The organism is Chryseobacterium carnipullorum, assembly GCF_900142785.1.
Lineage (GTDB): Bacteria > Bacteroidota > Bacteroidia > Flavobacteriales > Weeksellaceae > Chryseobacterium > Chryseobacterium carnipullorum.
In genome coordinates this window covers 92,278-116,178 of the sequence record NZ_FRCD01000014.1, presented here as the reverse complement: position 1 = coordinate 116,178, position 23,901 = coordinate 92,278, and the positions used below count along the sequence as shown (strand labels likewise).

Sequence of the window (23,901 nt, the reverse complement as noted above, 5' to 3'; positions counted from 1 at the left end):
CCGTGGTCTTTTTTCTTTTCTGCTAGCGGGAAATTTGCTAATTTGGGAGGCAAATACATCTTACATGCAAAGTAGACGAAACTTCATCAAAAAAACGGCCGCTGCTTCTCTGGCACTTGCCGTAAACCCACTGGATCTCATCGCGAAAGATCTGCCTGATAATCATAATAGAGTAGGTAAGCCCATCGTTCTTTCCACCTGGAATTTTGGACTGAAAGCCAATGAAGAAGCATGGACTATTCTTGGAAAAGGCGGAAAAGCTCTTGATGCAGTAGAAAAAGGAGTTCGTCTTGTAGAGCTGGACCCAACTGAAAGAAGTGTAGGATACGGAGGGCGTCCGGACAGAGACGGAAGGGTGACTCTGGATGCCTGTATTATGGATGACAACTATAATATTGGTTCAGTGGCATGCTTGGAGCATATTAAAAACCCTATTTCCGTAGCAAGATCTGTTATGGAAAAAACGCCGCATGTGATGTTGGTAGGAGATGGGGCGCTTCAGTTTGCTTTATCACAGGGATTCAAAAAAGAAAACCTTCTTACTCCGGAATCAGAAAAAGAATGGAAAGAGTGGCTGAAAACCAGCGAATATAAACCTATTGCCAATATTGAAAATCATGATACTATAGGAATGATTGCTCTGGACGCCCAGGGAAATCTTTCCGGAGCCTGTACCACCAGTGGAATGGCGTTTAAAATGCATGGTAGAGTGGGGGATTCCCCGATCATTGGTGCAGGTTTATTTGTTGATAATGAAGTAGGAGCAGCCACAGCGACCGGACATGGTGAAGAAGTCATCCGTACCGTGGGGACCCATCTTGTGGTTGAATTGATGAGACAGGGTAGAAATCCTCAACAGGCCTGTAAAGAAGCCGTAGAAAGAATTGTCAATATTACTAAGAGAAGAAATAAAAATTTAAAAGATATCCAGGTTGGCTTTATCGCTTTGAATAAAAAAGGGGAGTACGGTTCTTACTGTATTCAGGACGGATTTAATTTTGCCGTTCATGATCAGAAGGGAAACCGTCTTGAAAAGCCGGAATTTGCCTTGAAATAAAAATATTTTTCTTACCATTCAATAAACAATAAATGTCAAAAATAGAAATAGCGTGTTTCAATCCTGAATCTGCAATCATAGCTTTTGAAAACGGAGCAGACCGAATAGAATTATGTGACGGATTAAGCGAAGGCGGAACAACTCCGGATTTTGAAACCTTAAAAGATCTCAGAGCAAAAATTAATATCCCAATTTTTGTAATGATAAGACCCAGAGGCGGTGATTTTACTTATTCAGATGCTGAGTTTGAACAAATGAAAACGGATTTGATCTATTTAAAATCGTTAGGGATTGACGGTTTCGTTTTTGGTATTCTCGACGGAAATGATGAGGTAAACCTTGTGCAGAATAAAACATTAGTAGAATTGGCAAATCCTCTTCCATGTACCTTTCACCGGGCTTTTGACAGAGCTAAGGATCTTGAAAACGCTCTGGAAAAGGTAATCGGATGTGGTTTTAAAACCATTCTTACTTCAGGTCAGAAACCCAATGTTTCAGAAGGTAAAGAAAACCTGAAAAAACTCGTTGAACTTTCTGCGGGAAGGATCGGGATTCTGGTTGGAGGCGGACTTCGTTCATCCAATATTAAAGAGATCCGCGAATTCACCAATGCAGACTATTTTCATTCATCAGCGATTACAGATGGTGGCGCTTTTGCGAGCGCGGATGAGGTGGTTGCCTTGAAAAATAAATAAATTCGTTTTTTAAACGCAAAGTTTTTACGTAGATAACGGTGAGTTTTAAGGAAGACAAAGAATGCGACTTGGTCGCTGATGAAGTTGAATGGAGCGTCCTCTTAATCGAATCAATGCTAATTGATTCTTTCTTGGCAGGCTTAAAGTATGCCGTTTTAAAATTAATCTTTGTTATATTTTAAACGCAAAGTTTTTACGTAGATAACGGTGAATTTTAAGGAAGGCAAAGAATGCGACTTTGTCGCTGATGAAGTTGAATGGAGCGTTCGCTTAATCGAATCAATGCTAATTGATTCTTTCTTTGCAGGTTTAAAGTATGCCGTTTTAAAATTAATCTTTGTTATATTTTAAACGCAAAGTTTTTACGTAGATAACGGTGAATTTTAAGGAAGGCAAAGAATGCGACTCTGTCGCTGATGAAGTTGAATGCATGAGCGTCCGCTTAATCGAATCAATGCTAATTGATTCTTTCTTGGCAGGCTTAAAGTATGCAGTAGTAAAATAAGCCTTTGCGTCAAAAAATAATAAGAAACAAAATATAAAAACACAAATGAATGATAGAAAACGAATTGTCCTACAAGATAATAGGAGCCGCTATAGAAGTCCATAGAAATCTTGGTGTCGGATTATTGGAAAATGCCTATGAAGCAGCTCTTGCGTACGAATTGAAACAACAAGGAATGGATGTACAGCAACAGAAAGCTTTGTCTTTAAAGTATAAAGAAATTACAGTAGAAAATGCCTGTAAAATTGATTTAATCGTGGAAAATAAGGTGATCATTGAAGTAAAAGCTGTTCTTGAACTGAATCCTGTTTTTTACTCACAGGTTTTGACCTATCTTAAACTGACTAATATCAGACTGGGACTTCTTATCAATTTCAACAGTGAACTTATCAAATACGGTATTCACAGAATTGTAAATAAACTTATTAATGAATAAATCGATCCTGCTAGCTTTCCTTTTGATCCAAACCATGATAACTGCACAAATGACAGAAAGAAGTTTGTCTTCAGAGAAATGGCAGTTCAAAAATACAAAAGAGCAGAAATGGTTGCCTGCAAAAATTCCGGGTACCGTTCATCTTGATCTGATGGACAATAAAATCATTCCCGATCCTTTCAAAGATGAAAACGAAAAAAAAGTACAGTGGATAGAAAATGAAGACTGGGAATATCAAACAACCTTTAAAGTTTCAGCAAATGAACTAAAAAATGATCATATTGATTTGATTTTTAATGGTCTCGATACCTTTTCCGAGATCTACCTGAACGGAAAACTGTTGAAGAAAACAGACAATATGTTCAGGAAATGGAATGTTCCTGTGAAAGAATTCCTGAAACAAGGGGACAATGACTTACAGATTAAATTCAAATCGGCCGTGAAACAAGGCAAGGAATTGGCGAAAAAAGTTCCGTTTGCTATACCGGAATCACCCCGCAGCTTTGTAAGAAAGGCCCAATATCAGTTTGGTTGGGATTGGGGACCCAGACTGGTGACCGCAGGAATCTGGAAAGAGATACAATTGGAACTCTGGAATTTCGCGAAAATTGAGAACGTTAAATACCATCAGAACTTTTCAAATGAAGTTTTGGATTTTAATTTTGAAATTGAAATTAATGCCCAGGAAGCCGGGGATTATCGTTTGAATATTAATCAATTGAACAAAACCATTGCTCTCAAAAAAGGAATCAATACAATTCGTGTTCCTTATAATGTGAGCGGTTTCAAACTCTGGCAACCCAACGGATGGGGAGAAGCCAATCTTCATGATTTTAAAATTGAACTTTCCAAAAATAGTAAAGCGTTAGATCAAAAGAATATAAAAGTTGGTCTTAGAACGGTAGAACTCGTTCAGGAAAAGGATGCTGCTGGAAAATCCTTCTACTTTAAAGTCAATGGCCAGCCATTGTATGCTAAAGGAACCAACTGGATTCCTGCTGATAGTTTTTCACCCAGAATAACCAAAGAAAAATACCGGAAGCTCATCAAAGATGCCAAAGACGCCCATATGAATATGATCCGTATCTGGGGCGGTGGAATCTATGAAGATGATGAATTTTATAAAGCCTGTGACGAAAACGGCATTTTAGTCTGGCAGGATTTCATGTTTGCCGGAAGCTTTTATCCGGCTGATGAAGCTTTTTTAAACAACGTAAAAGAAGAAGTAAAAGATCAGGTTAACCGACTGCAGAATCATCCCTCGATTGCTTTGTGGTGTGGAAATAATGAAATTGATGAAGCGATTGTCAACTGGGGATATCAGAAGCAGTTCAAATACTCAAAAGATGACTCCCTTCAGGTCTGGAAAGACTATAAAAAATTGTTCCATGAAGTGATTCCCAATGCATTGAAGGAGAATCTTACTCCCGATAAAAATAGATACTGGCCGAGTTCGCCATCCATTGGATGGGGACATAAAGAAAGCCTTACAGAAGGAGACTCCCATTATTGGGGCGTTTGGTGGGGAGAACAGCCATTTGAGATCTATAACGAAAAGGTGGGCCGCTTCATGTCCGAATATGGTTTTCAGGGGATGCCAGGTCTTGAAGCTGTAAAATCCATGTTTTCGGGAACTCCTGATCTGAATCTTCAAAATCCAACGATTAAAGCTCATGAAAAACATAGCAGAGGCTGGGAGATCATCAATGAATATATCAAAAGAGATTATCCGCTTCCCATAGATTTTGTAAAATACAATTACATTTCCCAATTGCTTCAGGCAAGAGGGATGAGAATCGCTGTAGAGGCCCATCGTCGTGCAAAACCTTATAATATGGGAACTTTATACTGGCAGCTGAACGACTGCTGGCCTGTTGTTTCATGGTCTTCCATTGATTATTCAGGAAACTGGAAGGCGCTTCAATATCAGATGAAGAGAAGTTTTGAACAGCAGGTTATTCTGACGGAAGAAAAAGAAGGAATGTTAAACTTTTATGCGGTTAATGATGGACTGAATGATCTCAGTGGGGTCAGTTTGGAAATCGAAGTTTTAAATTTTGAGGGAAAGGTTTTAAAAGAAATCATAGGCGTTTCAAGAGAGCAAACATTGGGAAGTATTCTGAAATTTGATCCGGTTGAAATTAAAAATTTACTGAATGAATCCGATAGAAATACAATCTTTTTACAACTTACCCTGAAAGATAACGGTGGAAAAGTCATTGCGGCCAATCAGCATTTCTTTGTCAGGCCTAAAGATTTACAACTTTCAAAACCTGCCATTAAGATGAAAAGAGTGGCAGCAGATGAGATTGAAATTTCTACAGATGTTTTGGCAAAAGAGGTCTATCTGATGGGAGATACGCATTATAGTGATAACTTCTTCGACCTCCTTCCCAATACGTCAAAAAAGATCAAACTTTCAAAACCTTTACAAAACATTGAAGTCATGAGTCTTTGGGATACGATGCAACATCAATAATGCGTCTGAAAAAGAAAAGCCTTCCACAACTATGGAAGGCTTCTTTTATATAAAATAATGTGGTGCTGTATGATTATTGAACATAGGCTACATAACTCTCATTAATGGCTCCATTAGAGGTTTTTGCAAAGAATGAATAGTCGATCCAGAAATGTCCGCTGCTTCCCCATGACAGCCCCCATGAATTCTGAACCTTAAACGCCTGCTTGCTGTCGTCATACCCGACAACACAAATGGCATGTCCGCCATAATTCTGTCCCGAATGGGCTTTCCAGATCCATCCTGTACTTCCCATATTGTAAAAACTGTCATCCACGCTTACTGCAATAATGACAGGAAGATTCATGCTTAGTAAATTTTTTACCCCTGTGATATCCGTTTTATTGACGGTTCCCCAGCTCGTAAACTTATGCGTACTTGCTGCAGCCTTCTGTGTTGCATTAGGTTGTGTGGAACATCCGGCATCCGTATAAGGCATTTCATTCCAGCTGCAGACTCCCTGATTTTTTATCAGATTAAGTCCCGCAGTAACATAGGCCCCCTGAGCACATGTTCCCACTTTGATCTGGTTGTAAACATACTCAGGACTTCTGCTTTGAGTAACCCCTTTAAAGTTGCGTTCAATTGAACTTGCCGCCGCGTACGCTGTGGCCCATGCAACGCAAGAACCTTCGGAGCCCTGATTTCCCACTGCTGAACTGGGAATCGTGTAGCTGCCTGGAAGAGCAACTTTAGCAGCATCCAGACTTTTTCCTTTAAATTTCAGTGTCAATGCCTCTATATCTGCTTTTTGATAAGAGTTAAACGTCTGCTCATCTACAAGTTTTGCTCCCAATGCATATTGCTTTTGGGGAGTAGGCTCAGGATTTGAAGTGGTGATGTCCTCATTGGAATTGCAGGAGGACAGGAATAGCACGCTTAGTGCTAAAGACATTAATTTACTTTTCATATTAAATATATTTTGTGGTTAGTAAATGTAATAATTTATTCAATATTTTGTGATTTATTTAGTAAAAAATATTAAAATTTAACATAAGTTCTTTAGTTTATTTCGTGATTAAAGGAGAATTAAATAGTATTAAAGTATTATGTTTATTGAATTATATGGATGATATTCTCTCTGAAATTATTTTAAATAAAAATTGTTTTTTGAGTCTGTAAATAAAAAATCAACCGTAACTTCGTATGATATTTTAAAATAACATGGTCAATTTTGTTCTGATTGCAGTATGCATTATAGCCGGAATGGTATTCAAAGCAACAAAATCTATCCATCCCGATGCTCATAAAGGCATCAATACCTGGATTCTCTATCTTGCGCTGCCCGCAGTGTCATTTAAATACCTGCCCAAAGTAAAATGGACCACAGAAATGCTGTTTCCGATTGCAGCTACCTTCCTGATTTCCGTTTTCTGTTTCTTCTTTATGCTATTTTACAGTAAAAGCAAAGGCTATTCGAGGCGTTCAAGAAGTACATTGGAATTAACAAGTGGTTATAGTAACACTTCCTTTATAGGATTTCCGCTGATCAGTGCTTTTTACGGAGAAAGCCTTTTAAGTATTGCTATTATTTGTGATCAGACCATGTTTTTTGCCCTTTCTACCTTAGGAATCATTGCCGCAGTAAAAGGAGGAAGCAGATCCGGAAAAGTAAGTGCTCTGTTTATTCTTAAAAGACTGATTACCTTTCCGCCACTGGTAGGCTGTATCGCAGCACTGACATTATCTCAGTTTATTGATTTTACAGCGGCTGAACCTTTTTTTGATAAACTGGCTGCCACGGTAAGTCCATTGGCATTATTCTCTGTAGGACTTCAGTTGAAATTCAACGGATGGAAAAAACTGATCCCGCAGATGTCTGCTTCCATGTTGTATAAATTGATCTTAGCTCCGGCAATCGTTTTAGGATTGGCACTGCTTCTCAATATAAAAGGAGATGTAGCGAAAATTACCGTGTTTGAAGCCGCTATGCCTACCGTGGTCACCTCAAGCATTATTGCAGAACAGTTCAGACTCAATACCAAGCTTACCAATCTCATCATTGGTTTCAGCATTATAGTGGGATTCCTCACTTCAGCAGGTTGGTATCACATCACCGAATGGCTTTTCTAAAATCAAAATTTAGCCATATACTTGTCATTCAGAGCAAAGCGAAAGAATCTCAAAAGGAAAATTGCTTTTTCGATGCCAGGATTAATTTTAAGACCTTGTTTTTAGTTAAACAAAGAGTCAAACTAATGAGCCCTGATTTGATTAAGCCAACGTTTTATCAATAAAGCTTCATCAACAGTGCAGCCGGACGCATTGCTTTCCTTAAAATTAAAAGCTTTCAACATCATACTTTGCGTTTGAAAAACTACATCGTATTACATTTTGAAATAACCTCCCGCAGATTGCATAGATCTTGCAGAGATACACATTATTTTTAATCTGCTTAATTTGCTAAATCTGCGAGAAACAGAAAGCCTTCTGGTGCCATTTAAAATACGAGAAAAAGATTTTTTACTTTATTTAAGTTAACCTCACTACACCTCCTTACAATGACAGCATACAATCTCAATAAAAAATTGCAGTTCTCTAAAGAAAAATCTAATTTTACACTTTAAAAATTTCCCTTGCAGTACGCTCAAATCGTTTTACCACTTAATTTAAAAGGATCTTTCACGTATAAAGTTCCGGAAGAACTAATAACTGATATCCAGCCGGGAATGCGGGTATTGGTACCGTTTGGAGGGAAGAAAATCTATACAGGAATTGTTTTTGAACTTCACGACAACACACCTGAGAATTTTGTGGCTAAAGAAGTGATCAGTATTTTGGATGATCAACCCATCGTGCCTGAAGAGCAAATCAATTTCTGGAACTGGCTTTCAGATTACTATCTGTGCAAATTGGGTGAGATCTACCGTTTTGCCTTTCCCTCCTCTTTAAAACTGGAAAGTGAAACCTATCTGAAGTTAAAGCCCGGGATTACGGTTGATTTTGAAAATCTAGATGTCAATGAAATGTATTTGATCCAGGCGTTGGAAGTACGCCAGTTGATCAACCTTACCGATATCGAAGCCTTTGTTCCTAAAAAAGATATTATTAAAACCATCAATTCACTGATCGATTTGCAGTATATTGAAATTGATGAAAAAATTGATGAAAAATATAAAGCAAAAGAAGTAGCCTACGTAAAAATCAAAGATGAGGTTTTAGTCAACCAGAACCTTACTGAAATTCTTCTGAAACTGAACAAGGCACCCAAGCAGAAAGACCTTTTTCTGGCGATTTTGGAAAAGCAGACGGAACATCCTGATATTCCTATAAAAAAGGCTGAACTTTTTGAGGATGGATATTTCGGCAGCTCCCATTTTAAACCGCTTACCGATAAAAATCTTGTCGAGGAATATTACATGCAGAAAGACAGGATCGAAAGTTACGAAGGTGAAATTGAAGCGCTGGAAGAACTTTCCGAACAACAGAAGGAGGCCAAAGTTGAAATCGATGAAGCCTTTGAGGAAGGTAAAAATGTATTGTTGCATGGCGTGACTTCCTCTGGAAAAACCCATATTTATTTAGAAAAAATAGAAGAATGTATTGAAGAAGGGAAAAATGTTCTCTTCCTGCTTCCTGAAATTTCGCTTACCAAACAGATTACCCAAAGATTAGAAAAGAAATATGGAAGACAGCTTGGTTTCTATCACCAGAAACTCACCGATTTTGAACGCGTAGAAGTCTGGAGGAGAATTAAGCAGAATGATATCAAAATCCTTATCGGAACACGGAATGCGTTGTTTCTGCCTTATCACAATCTCGGATTGATCGTGGTGGATGAGGAACATGATTCCGCTTACAGACCCAGAGAAGCTTCACCCAATTTTAGCGCAAAAGATGCAGCCCTGGTTTTGGGAAATCTTTACGGTGCCGGAGTCATTCTGGGATCAGCCACTCCCTCTGTAGAAAGTTATTATAACGCCAGAAAAGACAAAATAAAATATATTTTCCTCAATGAAAGATTCGGGAATGTAGATCTACCTGAATACGAACTGATCAATTTTAAAGAAGCCCAGGAATCTAAAAAAGTTTCCGGTAATTTTTCTTTACAACTTATTGATGAAATCAAAAAAACACTTGATGAAAAAAATCAGGCCATCGTACTTCACAACCGTCGTGGCTATGCCAATGTAATCGAGTGTGAAAGTTGTGGCTACGTTAATTACTGTTCGAACTGCGATGTCGTGATGACCTATCACAAAGCGGCCAATGAAATGAAATGCCACTATTGCGGGCAGAGAGCATCAAAGCCCAAAAGCTGCCCGAAATGTCAGTCGGAAAAGCTGAATGAAAGAGGAGTAGGCGTAGAACAGATTCACGAGGAAGTTTCCAAACTTTTCCCCGACAATGAAGTAGACCGGATGGATGTAGATTCCATGCGTAAGAAGTTTGCCTACGAAAAGCTCTACGAAAAGATAGAAGAAGGCGAAACAGATATTATCGTGGGAACACAGATGATTTCTAAGGGCCTTGATTTTGACCATATCGAACTGGTTACCATTCCCAAAGCTGATTCCTTACTGTACGTACAGGATTTCAGGGCTGAAGAAAGAGCGTACCAGCTCATCACTCAGGTTTCTGGACGAGCGGGAAGGGTTTCGGGAAAAGGGAAAATTTTAATTCAAACCTATAATCCTGAGCATTCTGTTTTTCAGCTGATCAAGATGAATAATCCTGCCAAAATCTATAAATATATTCTTACGGAACGTCAGAAATTCCATTATCCGCCATTCACAAAACTTATCATGATCGAGCTTAAGCACAGAAAAGAGGATAAGGTGAACCGTGCTTCCCAGTTTTTGGGGTCTATTTTAAGAAAATATCTGCCGGAAGAATGTGTTTTGGGACCGGAAAGGGCTCAGATTGCAAGGCTTAATAATCTCTACCAGTTTCAGATTATGCTCAAACTTCCGCGGGGGAAAAACTATGATCCGTTCAAGAAAATGGTTTTGTTAAGTTTGAATGAATTTGATGAAATTACTGCTTATCAAAGTATTAAAAAAGATGTTATTGTAGATTTTTAACAATTTTTAACAAACTTTACGGTCTTTTATAAGACCTCGGTACCCCTTTATATGACAATAATTTCTACTTTTGGTCGTTGATTAAGTGTTTGGCTCTTTAATTGGATGATTTAACTTATCCTTTTTTACGGTGTCAAACTATTGAAACAAAAAAAAGATCGATGGTAAATTACAGAAAATATATTTCAAGTGTAGCGGTATTGGCTTCTGGTTTTTTCCTTGCTCAATCTACCGTTTCTACAGTTCTTTACTCACATGCCTACGACAATCAAAGGAGTACTTTGAATTTGCCTTCTCCCGTTACTTCGGTAGCAGAGAAAACATTTTTGTCGGCCAAAGAGCTTGTAGACATTAATGTAAACACAATGATGACGGATCCTGTGCTGAAAAATGCAACCTGGGGATTCGTAGTGTATGATCCCAAAACGAAGAAGATCATCTCTTCGTACAACGAAAATACTCCTTTAGTTCCGGCTTCTACCACCAAATTATTAACAACAGAAACAGCGATGAACCTTTTAGGGGAGAACTACCGTTGGATGACGCAGCTGGAATATTCAGGGACTATTGATGAAAATGGAGTTTTAAATGGAAATCTGTATCTGATCGGCAGTGGTGATCCTTCCTTAGGAACCAATAAAGCCGGAGCATGGTCTTACAGAGACATTATTTCAGACTTCATGGGCGGACTTTCCCGCGAAGGTATCAAAAAGGTAAATGGTGATATTATCATTCAGACAGCGCTTTTCAAAGGCAATATTGCAATGCTTCCGGAAAATGTTGTATGGCTTGAAAACAATAATTACTATCTGCCCGTAGGAACTACCCGCGAGATCAATCCAGCCAACGAAAAACTGATCGTCAAAAAATCAGGTTTTACTTCTGATAAAAAGTATTTCTATGTTTCTCCTTACGTAAAACAGATGGTATATGCTGAAAAGTATGAAGGAAACGGAACTTTAACAACCAAACTTCCAGATGCTCCGGCATATCTTGCCAATACTTTAAGAACGACACTGGTAAAGAGCGGAATTGGAGTGACAGGAAAAGTAACCCCTAAAATGACGGATGCTACCCCTGAAACCAGAAAACTTGTTTCAGCATATAAATCTCCAACATTAGGTGATATTATATTTTATACCAACCAGCACAGTGACAACTCTTTGGCAGAAGCGCTCCTGAAAACGGTAGGCTTCCAGAAAATGGGAGATCAGACTTCAGAATCAGGAAGAGTAGTGGTAACAGAGCATCTTAAGAATGAAAGTTTCGACATGATCGGGCTGAATTATATGGATGGTAGCGGACTTTCAAGAAGTAATAATGTGACCCCGATTTCTCAAGTGAAGTTTTTGACCTCATTAATGGATGAGAAATATTATAAAACGTATTTAACATCACTTCCTGTAGGAGGGCAATCCGGAACATTGAAAAGAATGTTCATCGGAACCGGAAACGGACAGGTTTTTGCTAAAACAGGAACTTTAAATAAAGTAAAAACATTAGCAGGATATCTGAAAACCAATTCAGGAAAGACACTGGTGTTTTCTTTAATGGTCAACAACTACGCAGGATCTGTAGACATGGTAAAGAAAAGAATGGAAAAAATTCTTGAGCCGGCTCTGGATCTTTAAAAAATAATAATTTCAACAGTATAAAAACCTTTTAATCCATGATTAGAAGGTTTTTTTTATCTTTGATTAAATCTAATATCCTGAATATGAGAAAATTTTATCTTTTAATTCTGGGGCTTTTCCTTTCCCAGCAGTTCTCCGGCCAGATACAGGAAAATATTGAAATGAAAGGACTCATTGCGAAAGAAATGAATACTTTTTCGAAGAAAATGATTGCCTACAACATCAATCCCAACACCTTAAACTATGATCTTCAGTATCAGAGAATGAATCTGAATCTTGATCCTGCAGTATATTATGTTTCAGGTTCAGTGACTTCTCATTTTAAACCCAATCAGAATATGAGCAGCATTTACTTTGATCTGTCCAATGTTCTGGTAGTTTCACAGGTGCAGTATCATGGAGTTGATCTTACATTCCAACAGCTGGCGACCAAAGAAATCAAAATAGATTTTCCGGCCTCGATTCCTGCCAATACACTGGATTCATTAACGATCCATTACTCAGGAGCTCCTGTAACTGGAAATGGCTTCAATACGACCACCCAAAGCGGAATTCCTATCCTCTGTACTTTGAATGAGCCTTACTGGGCACAGGACTGGTTTCCCACCAAACAGAGTATGAATGACAAAATTGAAAGATTTGATTTCAAGATCACCACTCCTTCACAATATAATGTGGCAGCCAACGGAAAGCTGATGTCTGAAACTGCTCTTCCCGGCAGTCAGAAACTTACGTTCTGGAGAACAGCGTATCCTACCACAGCCTATCTGATCGCACTCTCCATTACCAACTTTGTTAAGCTAAATGACACCATAGGCAATCCGCCATTTCCCTTTGTCAATTATGTATATCCCTCCACCAATGCCAATGCAACAAGCATGGCGAATATAGAATGGACCAAACAGGTCATGAATACTTTCGAGACCTATTTTGGTCCGTATCCTTTCCGTAATGAAAAATACGGGCATATGGAATTCAAATTCGGAGGTGGTATGGAGCATCAGACCATGTCGTCCATGGGAAGCTGGAGCAAAGGTCTTATTGCTCATGAGCTGGCCCATCAGTGGTTCGGCGATAAAGTGACATGCGGGGCATGGAATGATATCTGGCTGAATGAGGGGTTTGCCACGTTCGGAGCTACCCTCGCAAATGAAAAATTACTCATGACCAGTGCTGAATTTAAGAATTTTCTGCTGGGAGAGATCAATAATATCACTTCTGCTCCGGATGGACCTACCTACGTTCCGGATACTGAACTTTCCAATGTAAGCAGGATATTCAGCAACAGACTGACGTATGCAAAAGGGGCTTATATTTTAAGGATGATCAAGTGGATTCTTGGTGATACCGCTTTCTACCAGGCTTTAAAAGACTATCATGGCAGACCCGCTTTAGCCTATAACTATGTAAGAACGGTAGATTTCAATGCGTCACTGCTGCAGTCTACAGGAAAAGATTTTACAGGATTTTTTAATGATTGGCTGTATGGAGAAGGTTATCCGACTTATGCGACAAGATGGAGACAGACAGGAAATCAGATCCTTTTTAAGGTTTCACAGACGCAGAGCAGTCCTTCCGTAAGCTTTTTTGAAATGCCATTACCGATCAAGGTGAACGGAACGGGAGGACAGACTGCCAGTTTTGTGTTGAATCATACCGCTAATAATCAGAGTTTCGTGGAAACGGTTTCTTTCCCGGTCGCCAGTATTGAATTCAATGATGAATACCAGATCCTGGAGAAAAACTCTACGGTTGTTCAGGATAATACATTAAGTGTGTCCTCTGTGGAAAAAGAAGGCTTTGCGTTGTATCCGAATCCTGCAAAAAATGAATTATATCTGAAGGGAGTTTTGAAATCTGCTGAGTATTCAATTCATGCTCTGGACGGCCAATTAGTAATGAAAAATAAGTACCAGCCCGGGAAAGCCATAAGCATTTCAGAACTTGTTCCGGGAACTTATATTTTGAGTATTCAAGATCAGCAGATCAAATTTATAAAATATTAAAAAATTACAATAATATAGGAATTATGTTTAATAATATCTAACTTACTGTTATTATTTGTTAATTTAAATGTAGAGTTTCTGTAATTTTTGATTTAAAAAATTATGTATTATTGATAATATGATGAAATAAATATTATTATCATTATAAACTTTCATTGTTTTTTATATAAATATCTATATTTGCGAAAAATTAACCTTTTAATCATTGATTGAAAGGTTTTTATCTATATTTAGCGCATAATTTTATCGGATATGAAAACACTTTATCTTTTGATTCTGAGCCTCTTGCTTCCGCAGTTATTCTACAGCCAGAATAAACATGATCACAATATTGAAAAAAAAGGATTGGTTGCCAGGGAAATGAAATCCTTTTCTCAAAAAATGACGACCTATAATATAAGCCCCAATACTTTAAATTATGATCTTCAGTATCAGAGAATGGATATTGCGTTGGATCCTGCAGTGTATAATATTTCGGGTTCCGTAACCTCTCACTTTAAGCCCAATCAGAATATGAGCAGCATCTATTTTGATCTTACGGATGCTCTTACGGTTTCTCAGGTGAAATACCACGGCGCTAATTTAACGTTTCAGCAGCTTCCAACAGATGAAGTGAAAATAGATTTTCCTGCTTCTATTCCTGCCAATACACTTGATTCTCTGACGATTACTTATGCAGGAGCTCCTCCTACCGGGTACAATGCTTTTTTTAATGGCACTCAGGGCGGATCGGCTGTTCTTTCTACGTTAAGTGAACCTTACGGCGCACAGGACTGGTTTCCTACCAAGCAAAGTCTTAATGATAAAATTGAAAGATTCGATTTTAAAATCACAACACCTTCACAATATAACGTTGCAGCGAATGGTAAACTGATGTCTGAAACGATACTTCCCGGTTCAAAGAAACTTACTTTCTGGAGAACGGCTTATCCTACAGCAGCTTATCTGATTACCCTTTCCGTTACCAATTATACAAAAATCACCAGCACCATCGGAAATCCTCCTTTTCCGTTTGTGAATTATGTATTCCCGTCCACCAATTCCAATACAACAAGAATGGCTAATATTGAATGGACTAAACAAATCATGAATACGTTTGAAACCTATTTTGGACCCTACCCATTCCGTAATGAAAAATACGGACATCTGGAATTTCAGTGGGGTGGTGGCATGGAACACCAGACGATGTCTTCTATGGGGAGCTGGAGTAAGGATATTATTGCTCATGAGCTTGCTCATCAGTGGTTTGGCGACAAAGTTACCTGTGCCACGTGGAATGACATCTGGCTGAATGAAGGTTTTGCGACTTTCGGGGAACATGTAGCCAACGAAAAACTTCTGATGACGAATGCTGACTTTATGAATTATCTTGTGGGTCAGAAAAACTTAATTACAAGCAGTACAGGTGGTAGTACCTATGTTTCAGATGGAGAACTTTCCAATTCCAACCGTATCTTCAGCAGCAGGCTTTCCTATGCGAAGGGTGGATATATCGTAAGAATGATCAAATGGATATTGGGAGACGACGCTTTCTACCAGGCAGTGAAAGACTATCATGCAAGACCGAATTTAGCGTACGGCTATGCCAGTACTGCGGATTTTAAAGCTTCATTTCTTCAGTCTACCGGAAAAGATTTTACAGAGTTTTTTAATGACTGGTTATATGGACAAGGGTATCCTACGTATTCCATTAAATGGAGACAGACCGGAAATCAGATTTTGTTCAAAGCAGGACAGACTCAGAGCAATGCTTCTGTAAGCTTTTTTGAAATGCCGCTTCCGATCAAAGTAAACGGAACAGGAGGACAAACCGCTTATTTTGTTTTAAATCATACTTCTAATAATCAGGGATTCCTGGAAACAGTACCTTTTACGGTTGCCAGCGTTCAGTTTAATTATGAAAATCAGATTCTGGATAAAAACTCTACCGTGGTTCAGGATAATACATTGAGTGTCTCTTCTGTAGAGAAGGAAGACTTTGCCCTCTATCCAAACCCTGCAAAGAATGAAATGTACCTGAAAGGACTTGACAAGCCGGCTGATTATTCCATTCACTCTATCGATGGAAGACTGATCAGAAAAGAGGCATATCAACCTGGAAAAGCAATTGGAATTGCAGAGCTTGTTCCGGGCACTTACATCTTTACCGTTCAGGAGAAAAATATAAAGTTTATCAAACATTAAAAATACTTCCACTTAAACAGCAAAAACGGACCTAAGGACCGTTTTTGCTGTTTTCGGGCAAGAGCCGGATAAAAATTTGATTGGTAAAAACCAAATTGGATGAAGATGCTCACAAGCCAGAACAAGGCAAAAAAATTGGATAACAGAAATAGTGAGAACGTTCAGAGCATGTTATGGCATACAATAATTCCATCGTTAAAATAATTTATTGATTAAACATCTATTGAGGACGCTTTCAGATGATAAAGCTTTTTTGTTTTCTGGTAGCCCGTACAGCTCTTTTTCTGGCGGTTTTTACTTTGTACCTGAACCATTTTTCCTTAAAGATTTTGCGCATGATGTTGTCAAAATTCCTTGTCACCACCATGTTTTTGAAACCACGCCACTTCTCCAGAAGACTGGAAGGAAGAGCTCTTACAGAAACTGAATAGCCTTCGGTTTCGTATTGAATGTAATGCCACCATCCGGAAGGAATATAAAGAGTTTCGCCCGGATTCAGGACTGTTTCATAGCCGTCTAAATAAAGCAGTGCGGGAAATTCTCTGTAATCGGGATCTTTGATATTAGGCAAACTGTGGAAATTATAGGGAAGTTTGTACATCAGATCCGACTGCTCCCATGGGAAAAGCCAGATTCTTTTAATACCGTGAAACTGGGTAATAAACACATGGGACATATCGATATCAATATGATTTCTGGTGATCGAACCTTCACCACCAAAGAACATAAAAGGCAACCATTTGATGAGTTTGCCGTTGGTGACATCGTTGTAGTGAAGATCATCTTTAAGCTCGGGTCTGATATTGAGGAGATTAAATAAAAAAAGCCTGTGTTCTGTAGGGGTCGTACTGATCAGATCAAGATATTCTGAAAATGTCGTCTGTCCGATAGGGCTGCTGGCCACTCTGTCCAGAGATTCCAGTTCACTTCCATAGATATTAACCTTGTGATCACCAGCGATTTCTTTGAAATATTCATAACTCCATTTTTTAAAAGCAGGACTTTCCGGATCGATAAAATCTTCCATGACTACAGGTAAGCGCGGCTTCATGTAATGGGTGTTAAAGTTTCTCGTACTTATTTTGCTTAGTTTTTCTATCGGAGTCAGTCTCATATTCCTGAAATTTAAAGGACAAATATAAATATTATCCTACTAAATTAGTAGACTAATAGTGTTAAAACTGAATTTGTATTCTATTTTTAGAATAAAACTCATAAAAGCTGATATTTTACCGCCTTTTTATTAAATTAGCGCATCTAAAAATTTACTAAAAAATGATCTCTGAAAAATATCTTCAACATTTACAGAACGAACTGCAAAACATTGAAAATGACGGTCTTTATAAAAGAGAAAGAATCATCACTTCCCAGCAGAGTGCGGAAATAGAAGCTAACGGAAAAAAGCTTTTGAACTTTTGTGCCAATAATTATCTGGGGTTGTCCAACAATCCGGAGGTGATGAAGGCTTCTCAGGACATGATAGAATCTCACGGTTACGGAATGTCATCTGTACGTTTCATCTGCGGAACCCAGGATATTCACAAACAACTGGAGAAAAAGATTGCTGATTTCTTAGGTCTTGAAGACACCATTTTATATGCTGCATGTTTTGATGCGAACGGAGGGGTTTTTGAACCTTTGTTTACTGAAGAAGATGCAATTATTTCAGATGAGCTGAATCACGCTTCAATCATTGACGGAGTGCGTCTTTGTAAGTCAGCGAGATACCGATATAAAAACAATAATATGGCTGATCTGGAAGCACAGTTGATCGCTGCTTCTGAAAAAGATCACCGTTTCAAAATCATCGTTACAGACGGCGTTTTCTCTATGGATGGAATTGTAGCTGACCTGAAAGGTGTATGTGACCTTGCGGATAAATACAATGCTTTGGTGATGGTAGATGATTCTCACGCGACAGGTTTTATCGGAAAAACAGGCCGTGGAACCCATGAAGCCAATGAAGTAATGGGCAGAGTAGATATCATCACTTCAACTTTAGGGAAAGCGTTAGGAGGTGCTCTGGGAGGATTTACTTCCGGTAAAAAAGAGATCATCGATATGCTGAGACAGCGTTCACGTCCGTATTTATTCTCCAATTCACTGGCGCCGGGTATCGTAGGAGCTGCCCTTAAAGTTTTGGATATGATCTCCGATGATACTTCACTTCGTGACCAGGTTATGGAAAATGCGGAATATTTCAGAACACAAATGGTGGCGAAAGGATTTGATATTCCTGAAGGCGATGCCGCAATCGTTCCCGTGATGTTATATGACGCTCCTCTTGCTCAGAAAATGGCTGAAAAGCTTATGGATGAAGGGATTTATGTCATCGGATTCTTTTATCCTGTCGTACCTAAAGGAAAAGCGAGAATCAGAGTACAGCTTTCTGCAGCGCACACAAGAGCACACCTTGACAAAGCGATTGTTGCTTTTGAAAAAGTAGGAAAAGAACTTGGTGTTATTTCTTAATTGAATATCTAATCATTTAAAACAGGTTTTATGAAAAAATTACTCTTGATCATCGGTTTTGTATGTTTTCAGAGTTTCTCTGCACAGAGCATTATGGATTTCGATCTTAAAAATGTAGAACTGCAGGGGATGAAACCTGCGAGAATAGATAAAGAAATGAAAGATATCGGGATTACAAAGATTCCTTTTGTGACGAGTGATCCCGATATTATTTCAAAAATAGAAGGCCCTGAAACGGCAGCGACCATCAAAAATTTCTACACTTTCACCTATAATAACCCAAAAGGAGATGACGGTGGCGTGATGGTGTATGAGTTTAAAACAAAACCCGATCTGGAGGTCTTTCTTGCCAAAAATTTTGAACAGTCCAACGCCCGGATTTTAGTGAAAGGATTGTTTTGCATTAACATCTGGAGCGACTACAGCCTGTATGTAAAAGGAAAGGAGAGCAGCGAAGATCATCTGAATAAACTGGAGAAATACTACGTCAATCTGGGCGCGAAAAGAGTAAAACTACAGGAAATGCAGCCCATCGACGCTACAGATCAATAATTTTTATATTCACTCATGCTTTATACCATAATCAAAGCACTGCATATCATCTTCATGGTAAGCTATTTTGCGGGAATTTTTTATCTCGTAAGAATTTTCGTTTACTATAAAGATACGGACGAGTTTGCAGAAGAAAAAAAGAAAATCCTCAGAGAGCAGTATACTTTCATGGCCAGAAGGCTGTGGAATATCATTACAGTTCCTGCAGGGATCATTATGGCAGTCTGCGGAATTGTCATGATTTTTCTGAATACAGGGTTGATGAAAATGCCGTGGTTTCATTTGAAGCTGACTTTCCTGCTTGGTCTGGCTGCCTATCACTACTGGTGCTGGAAAAAAGTGCTTCAACTGAAGGAGCTGAACGGAGCAACAATCGAAACACCCAACATCAAACTTAGGCAGGCGAACGAAATCGCTACTTTCATTCTGTTTCTGGTGGTTTTCACAGTGATCCTGAAATCTTCCGTGATTGAATACTGGTGGCAATTAATTACCGGATTTTTCGTTCTTGTATTTCTGATCATGATGACAGTAAAACTCGTTAATAAAAATAAAAAAAACAAATAACTGTTGAAAGTAGAATGGGTACATGAATGCATTTTACTTTTTACATTGTACAGAAAAACTATGATTGCAATTTTAAAAAAGGAACTCTGGAGTTACTTTGGCAACTGGAGCGCGTGGGTCATTATCGGCGCATTCAGTTTGATAACGGCTCTTTTCCTGTTTTTTTTCGAGAATGATTCTAATATTTTCGATATCGGAATGGCTTCTCTGCAAAGCTATTTCGTACTGGTTCCATGGCTGCTGATGTTTATTATCCCAGCACTATCTATGAAAACTTTTGCGGAAGAGCAGCAGACGGGAACGCTGAACTGGCTTTTTTCACAGCCTTTAAAGGTTTCAGATCTGGTAGCAGGAAAATTTCTTTCGGTGTGGATCGTTGGGTTTTTATGTCTTATTCCCTCACTCATTTATCTTTATACCGTCTATGTTTTAGGGGTTCCGGCCGGAAATATTGACCTTGGAATGACCTTCGGAAGCTATATTGGTCTGATTGTTTTAATTGCTGCTTTTTCAGGAGTCGGGATTTTAGCTTCTTCAATTTCGCAGAACCAGATCATGGCTTACCTTTTAGGCGTTTTCATGTGTTTTATCATGTACTTCGGAATAGAGCAGCTGGCGAGCTATAAATTGTTGGGAGGGGCAGATTTTATTCTTCAGAATGTAGGATTTTATCAGCATTTTCTGGGCTTTACCAGAGGGCTTATCGATCTTACGGATGTGGCTTATTTTATTCTGATCATCGGTGCTACACTCTTATTGTCCAACCATTTTATCACAAAAAAGAAGTAGCATTATGAAGAAGTTCAATATCAAATCTCCATTAGGAATTTTCCTTATTGCAGTGGTTCCTTTGGTTATTCTGCTTGCCTATTCGGGAATCAGATTAGACTTAACAAAAGAAAAAAGATACACGCTTTCGGACAGTACGGTAAAAGTACTGGAGTCGGTGAAAAAGCCGCTTACCGTAGATGTTTATCTTGAAGGTGACTTCCCGGCAAGCTTCAAGCAGCTTCAGAGCGAAACCAGATTTATGCTGGAAGAGTTCAGGAAGATCAATCCGAAGATCGATTTCAAATTCATCGATCCTATAAAAACAAAAATGTCTCAGGATACCCTGATGGCGATGGGGATGCAGCCTTCTGTTCTTCCGGATATCAAAGACGGGAAGATTTCACAGATCACGCTTTTCCCTTATGCCGTTATAAAATATGACAAAAGAGGCGTTTCTATTCCGTTGGTGGTACAGCAGGCAGGAATAGATGCAGATCAGCAGCTGACGAGATCTATAGAAGGTCTGGAGTACAGTCTGGTTTCCAATATCAAAAATATCGCAGCAGATAAAAGAAAGAAAGTAGGAATCCTGGTGAATCAGGATGAGCTTGGTCCTGAAGAGTTCCATGGTTTTATGCAATTGGCAATGGAAAATTATGATGCAGGTCCCGTGGTCCCAAAAAATCAGACAGAACTTACACTGGAGGATCTTCCTTTGCTAAAACAGATGAGCGCTCTGGTGATTGCAAAACCCAGAAAAGCATTTACAGATAATGAAAAGGTTATTCTTGACCAGTTTATTATGAATGGCGGGAAAACGCTTTGGATGATTGATGCAGTGAATGCTGAAATGGATACGCTGACAAGATATCAGAAGGTAATGCCTTTCCCGGTAGATATCAATATGACGGATTTCTTTTTCAATTACGGTATCAGGATCAATCCGGCTTTGGTGAAAGATGTAAAGAAATTTGCACTATTGAAACTGGTTACCGGTGAAGTAGGAGGGAACCCTCAGTATACCAGCCTTCCGTGGCCGTATTTCCCACTGGGAATTGCGGAGAATGATAATCCGATCACGAAAAACATCAATCCTGTAAAATTTGAATTCCCGACTTCTATTGATACTTTGGGAGGAAGAAAAAATATTAAAACAAAGGTTCTTTTTGAATCCAGTGAACGAACGCTTCTTAAGCAGGTTCCCAATTATGTGGATCTTAAAGAAATTGCAAGCGTAGACAGCCTTGGCCAGATGGAAAAACCAAGTACGCCTAAAATTTTCGCTGTTGCGCTGGAAGGAAAATTTACTTCCGCCTATGCATCAAGAATTGAAAGAAAAGGATATCCGGGCTTCAAAAGCCAGAGTCCTGAAAATAAAATGATCGTGATTGCTGACGGAGATGTCGGAAGAAATAAAATGCATAAAGGTGAGCCGCTTCCGATGGGAATTGACCGTCTCACGAATCAGGAGTTCGGAAACGAGCAGTTCCTGAGAAATGCTTTAGATTATCTTCTGGACGACAGTAATCTGATGGCGCTCCGAAACAGAAATATTGAAGAAAGGCTTCTGGACAGAAACCGTATCACGGAAGAAAAAGCAAACTGGCAATGGCTGAATTTACTGCTGCCTTTAGTAGTGATTGGCCTGCTGGGAGGCCTGTTCTTCTGGATGAGGAAGAGAAAGTTTGGATAAAAATAAAAAAAGAGAAGCCGTAAGGTTTCTCTTTTTTGTTTATCGGGGAATATCAAATAAGGGTTGAATTTGATACTGATTTTTTACGTATTTGGATATTTAAACGGAAGATGGACGATGTCAATTACTTTTTCGCCACGGTTATTTTTCCCGGCTTCCCATTTAATATTGTACGTGGCTTTTTCAGCTGCTTTTTTTACTTCTGTATTGAATGCTTCATTCCCTCCGTAGGTGGAAACATTCACTACATTGCCTTCTGAATTTACCTTCAGGATGATTTTTGTTTTTAAATCCTTACCAAGAGTTTTTAGAGCGCTGGCATCCAAATTCTTTTTGACATTGTCAATAAATGCCTTGTTACCTTTAGGATACTGAGCGGGAAAAGCGACCATTGGAGGCGGAGGAACAGACAGGTCCTGAGGCTGCCGCGATTCAAATTTATCTTTTACCTTTTCTTCTTTTTTTACTTTTTGCGCATACCCAATTCCGAAGATCAGCATCAGGATGAGTAAGATAATTTTTTTCATAATAATTGTGATTGTTGTGGAAATGACAGAACTCAATAGGGCATTAAAAATAAGAGAAGAATGAATAGCCTTCTGAAAAACTATTCATTCTCATGCTTTTAATTAGCACCAAAATCCACCTCCGCAGGCGTAATTATGGCAGCTTGTTCCTCCTGTTGACGCAGGACACATTCCCCAGCCATAACTGCCGTCATCGTTGGCATGGCATAATTTCCATCCGTCACAAGGTGCTTCGATTGCTGCTGCTACTGCCCCGGATAATGATCTCATTTGGTCTCTTGAAAGTTTTTTTAAGTTTTTCATGGTATTTAGTTTTTTGGTTTTCCTACTCTTTTAAAGCTTTTCGGATTCCGCTTATCTAAATCCTAAGGTAGTGAATTTATGATTCCCTTTTTATTTTTTTACATAATCCATTAAATAAATTCTTATGTAAGGTGTTGTTGTGTAGTGTTTTATCGTGTTGATGGTGTTTTAGGTAGGTAATGATTAATTTGAAAAAAATAAATGAGGCAGCGGAATTTGCTGCTCGTTTTGTAATGATTTTTTGGCAGGAAAAGGTGCAGTTTTTATTGATGAACAGGAGTTTTGTATAGCCTGTAAAAAGAAAAACCACTGCGAAAAAGCAGTGGTTTATTATATATTCTGGTCAAGAGAATTATTTTACCTTTTAGACTTCAATTTCTTATTTTCTTCCTTTAAAGCTTCTATCTGCGCTTTTAAGACCTTGATATAATCCTGCAGATTTTCTACAATATCACCTGGAATATTATTATAGTGATTAAAGTTTCCGGAGTTATCATTATAAATTGGATTTTCATTATTTACAATGCCGGATTTTCTTTCTTCTTTGATCTCCTGTACCGGAACATCAAGTGCTTTGGCCAGCTTTTCCCATTCGTCATCATATATTCTGACATCACCGCTTTCCTTTCTGCAGTAGTTGGAAACATCGGTTGAGATGATTTTAGACATATAATCCTGAGTATATCCTCTTTGTTTTCTTAGATTTCGTAGCTTTTCCATAATGATATTTTATCTGTGTTTTGTACAAATATAAATAAAATGAGTCGAAATTTTTAAGGTTAGGAAATAATAAATTTAGCTTAGCTGAAATGGTTTTCTCAATTAAATAGCTTCCTGAATTCCACGGGCGACTGATTGGTCTTTTGCTTAAATAACTTACTGAAGGATTGCGGATGCTCAAAACCCAGTTCATAAGCAATTTCACTTACCGAGAGGTGGGTGGTGCTGAGGCGTTAT

General features: G+C 38.6%; 19 protein-coding genes and 1 pseudogene. 14 read left to right on the top strand and 6 right to left on the bottom strand.

Going from position 1 to position 23,901, the window contains the following annotated elements:
- Positions 1 to 64 precede the first annotated feature (64 nt).
- From BUC06_RS16095 to BUC06_RS16080, 4 genes are all read left to right on the top strand, one after another.
- Entirely contained in the window at positions 65 to 1,057 is a 993-nt protein-coding gene (locus tag BUC06_RS16095) for an isoaspartyl peptidase/L-asparaginase family protein (protein WP_073335036.1), read from the top strand.
- A gap of 32 nt (positions 1,058 to 1,089) precedes the next feature.
- A complete protein-coding gene (locus BUC06_RS16090) occupies positions 1,090 to 1,752 on the top strand; it encodes a copper homeostasis protein CutC (RefSeq protein ID WP_073335035.1) in 663 nt (220 codons plus the stop codon).
- Between the two features lie 554 nt (positions 1,753 to 2,306).
- A complete protein-coding gene (locus BUC06_RS16085; RefSeq protein WP_073335034.1) occupies positions 2,307 to 2,693 on the top strand; it encodes a GxxExxY protein in 387 nt (128 codons plus the stop codon).
- Entirely contained in the window at positions 2,686 to 5,172 is a 2,487-nt protein-coding gene (locus BUC06_RS16080) for a beta-mannosidase (RefSeq protein ID WP_073335033.1), read from the top strand. The genes BUC06_RS16085 and BUC06_RS16080 overlap by 8 nt, the downstream gene beginning before the upstream one ends.
- A 73-nt stretch (positions 5,173 to 5,245) precedes the next feature.
- Here BUC06_RS16080 and BUC06_RS16075 read toward each other — a convergent pair whose 3' ends face one another.
- Positions 5,246 to 6,121 carry a C1 family peptidase gene (locus BUC06_RS16075; RefSeq protein ID WP_073335032.1) on the bottom strand — a complete coding sequence of 292 codons (876 nt, stop codon included), beginning with the start codon at positions 6,119 to 6,121 and terminating at the stop codon, positions 5,246 to 5,248.
- A 254-nt stretch (positions 6,122 to 6,375) separates the two neighbouring features.
- Here BUC06_RS16075 and BUC06_RS16070 point away from each other — a divergent pair, with 254 nt between their 5' ends.
- The 5 genes from BUC06_RS16070 (at position 6,376) to BUC06_RS16050 (ending at position 16,059) form a co-directional block, all read left to right on the top strand.
- The gene (locus BUC06_RS16070; protein ID WP_073335031.1) at positions 6,376 to 7,284 is read left to right on the top strand and encodes an AEC family transporter; all 909 of its coding nucleotides are present in this window, start codon (positions 6,376 to 6,378) and stop codon (positions 7,282 to 7,284) included.
- A gap of 503 nt (positions 7,285 to 7,787) precedes the next feature.
- Entirely contained in the window at positions 7,788 to 10,235 is a 2,448-nt protein-coding gene (gene priA, locus BUC06_RS16065; RefSeq protein ID WP_073335030.1) for a replication restart helicase PriA, read from the top strand.
- Between the two features lie 161 nt (positions 10,236 to 10,396).
- On the top strand, positions 10,397 to 11,866 hold the full coding sequence (gene dacB, locus BUC06_RS16060) for a D-alanyl-D-alanine carboxypeptidase/D-alanyl-D-alanine endopeptidase (protein WP_083564102.1): 1,470 nt from the start codon (positions 10,397 to 10,399) through the stop codon (positions 11,864 to 11,866).
- Positions 11,867 to 11,952: 86 nt separating this feature from the next.
- The gene (locus BUC06_RS16055) at positions 11,953 to 13,875 is read left to right on the top strand and encodes a M1 family metallopeptidase (protein WP_073335029.1); all 1,923 of its coding nucleotides are present in this window, start codon (positions 11,953 to 11,955) and stop codon (positions 13,873 to 13,875) included.
- A 252-nt stretch (positions 13,876 to 14,127) separates the two neighbouring features.
- Positions 14,128 to 16,059 carry a M1 family metallopeptidase gene (locus BUC06_RS16050; RefSeq protein WP_073335028.1) on the top strand — a complete coding sequence of 644 codons (1,932 nt, stop codon included), beginning with the start codon at positions 14,128 to 14,130 and terminating at the stop codon, positions 16,057 to 16,059.
- 235 nt (positions 16,060 to 16,294) lie between these two features.
- Here the strand turns inward: BUC06_RS16050 and BUC06_RS16045 are convergent, their stop codons facing one another.
- The gene (locus tag BUC06_RS16045; protein ID WP_073335027.1) at positions 16,295 to 17,173 is read right to left on the bottom strand and encodes a cupin-like domain-containing protein; all 879 of its coding nucleotides are present in this window, start codon (positions 17,171 to 17,173) and stop codon (positions 16,295 to 16,297) included.
- Positions 17,174 to 17,334: 161 nt separating this feature from the next.
- Here BUC06_RS16045 and kbl point away from each other — a divergent pair, with 161 nt between their 5' ends.
- The 5 genes from kbl to gldG are packed head-to-tail and all read left to right on the top strand — an operon-like array spanning position 17,335 to position 22,114.
- Positions 17,335 to 18,531 (top strand): glycine C-acetyltransferase, encoded by a 1,197-nt coding sequence (gene kbl / locus BUC06_RS16040; protein ID WP_073335026.1) that lies wholly within the window; start codon positions 17,335 to 17,337, stop codon positions 18,529 to 18,531.
- 30 nt (positions 18,532 to 18,561) lie between these two features.
- Complete coding sequence (locus BUC06_RS16035) at positions 18,562 to 19,083, top strand: hypothetical protein (RefSeq protein ID WP_073335025.1); 522 nt, start codon at positions 18,562 to 18,564, stop codon at positions 19,081 to 19,083.
- 15 nt (positions 19,084 to 19,098) lie between these two features.
- Entirely contained in the window at positions 19,099 to 19,650 is a 552-nt protein-coding gene (locus BUC06_RS16030; RefSeq protein WP_073335024.1) for a CopD family protein, read from the top strand.
- 60 nt (positions 19,651 to 19,710) lie between these two features.
- On the top strand, positions 19,711 to 20,439 hold the full coding sequence (locus tag BUC06_RS16025) for an ABC transporter permease (RefSeq protein ID WP_073335023.1): 729 nt from the start codon (positions 19,711 to 19,713) through the stop codon (positions 20,437 to 20,439).
- A 4-nt stretch (positions 20,440 to 20,443) separates the two neighbouring features.
- The gene (gene gldG, locus BUC06_RS16020) at positions 20,444 to 22,114 is read left to right on the top strand and encodes a gliding motility-associated ABC transporter substrate-binding protein GldG (RefSeq protein ID WP_073335022.1); all 1,671 of its coding nucleotides are present in this window, start codon (positions 20,444 to 20,446) and stop codon (positions 22,112 to 22,114) included.
- 83 nt (positions 22,115 to 22,197) lie between these two features.
- On the opposite strand, the gene BUC06_RS16015 is transcribed toward gldG, so the two are convergent.
- The 4 genes and pseudogenes from BUC06_RS16015 to BUC06_RS16000 form a co-directional block, all read right to left on the bottom strand.
- Positions 22,198 to 22,641, bottom strand: coding sequence for a hypothetical protein (locus BUC06_RS16015; RefSeq protein WP_073335021.1), 444 nt, complete (start codon positions 22,639 to 22,641; stop codon positions 22,198 to 22,200).
- A 102-nt stretch (positions 22,642 to 22,743) separates the two neighbouring features.
- Complete coding sequence (locus tag BUC06_RS16010) at positions 22,744 to 22,944, bottom strand: bacteriocin-like protein (RefSeq protein ID WP_073335020.1); 201 nt, start codon at positions 22,942 to 22,944, stop codon at positions 22,744 to 22,746.
- 357 nt (positions 22,945 to 23,301) lie between these two features.
- The gene (locus tag BUC06_RS16005; RefSeq protein ID WP_073335019.1) at positions 23,302 to 23,664 is read right to left on the bottom strand and encodes a helix-turn-helix domain-containing protein; all 363 of its coding nucleotides are present in this window, start codon (positions 23,662 to 23,664) and stop codon (positions 23,302 to 23,304) included.
- Positions 23,665 to 23,762: 98 nt separating this feature from the next.
- Positions 23,763 to 23,897 (bottom strand): annotated as a pseudogene (locus BUC06_RS16000) (helix-turn-helix domain-containing protein); the annotation flags it as partial.
- Between the last annotated feature and the right edge of the window lie 4 nt (positions 23,898 to 23,901).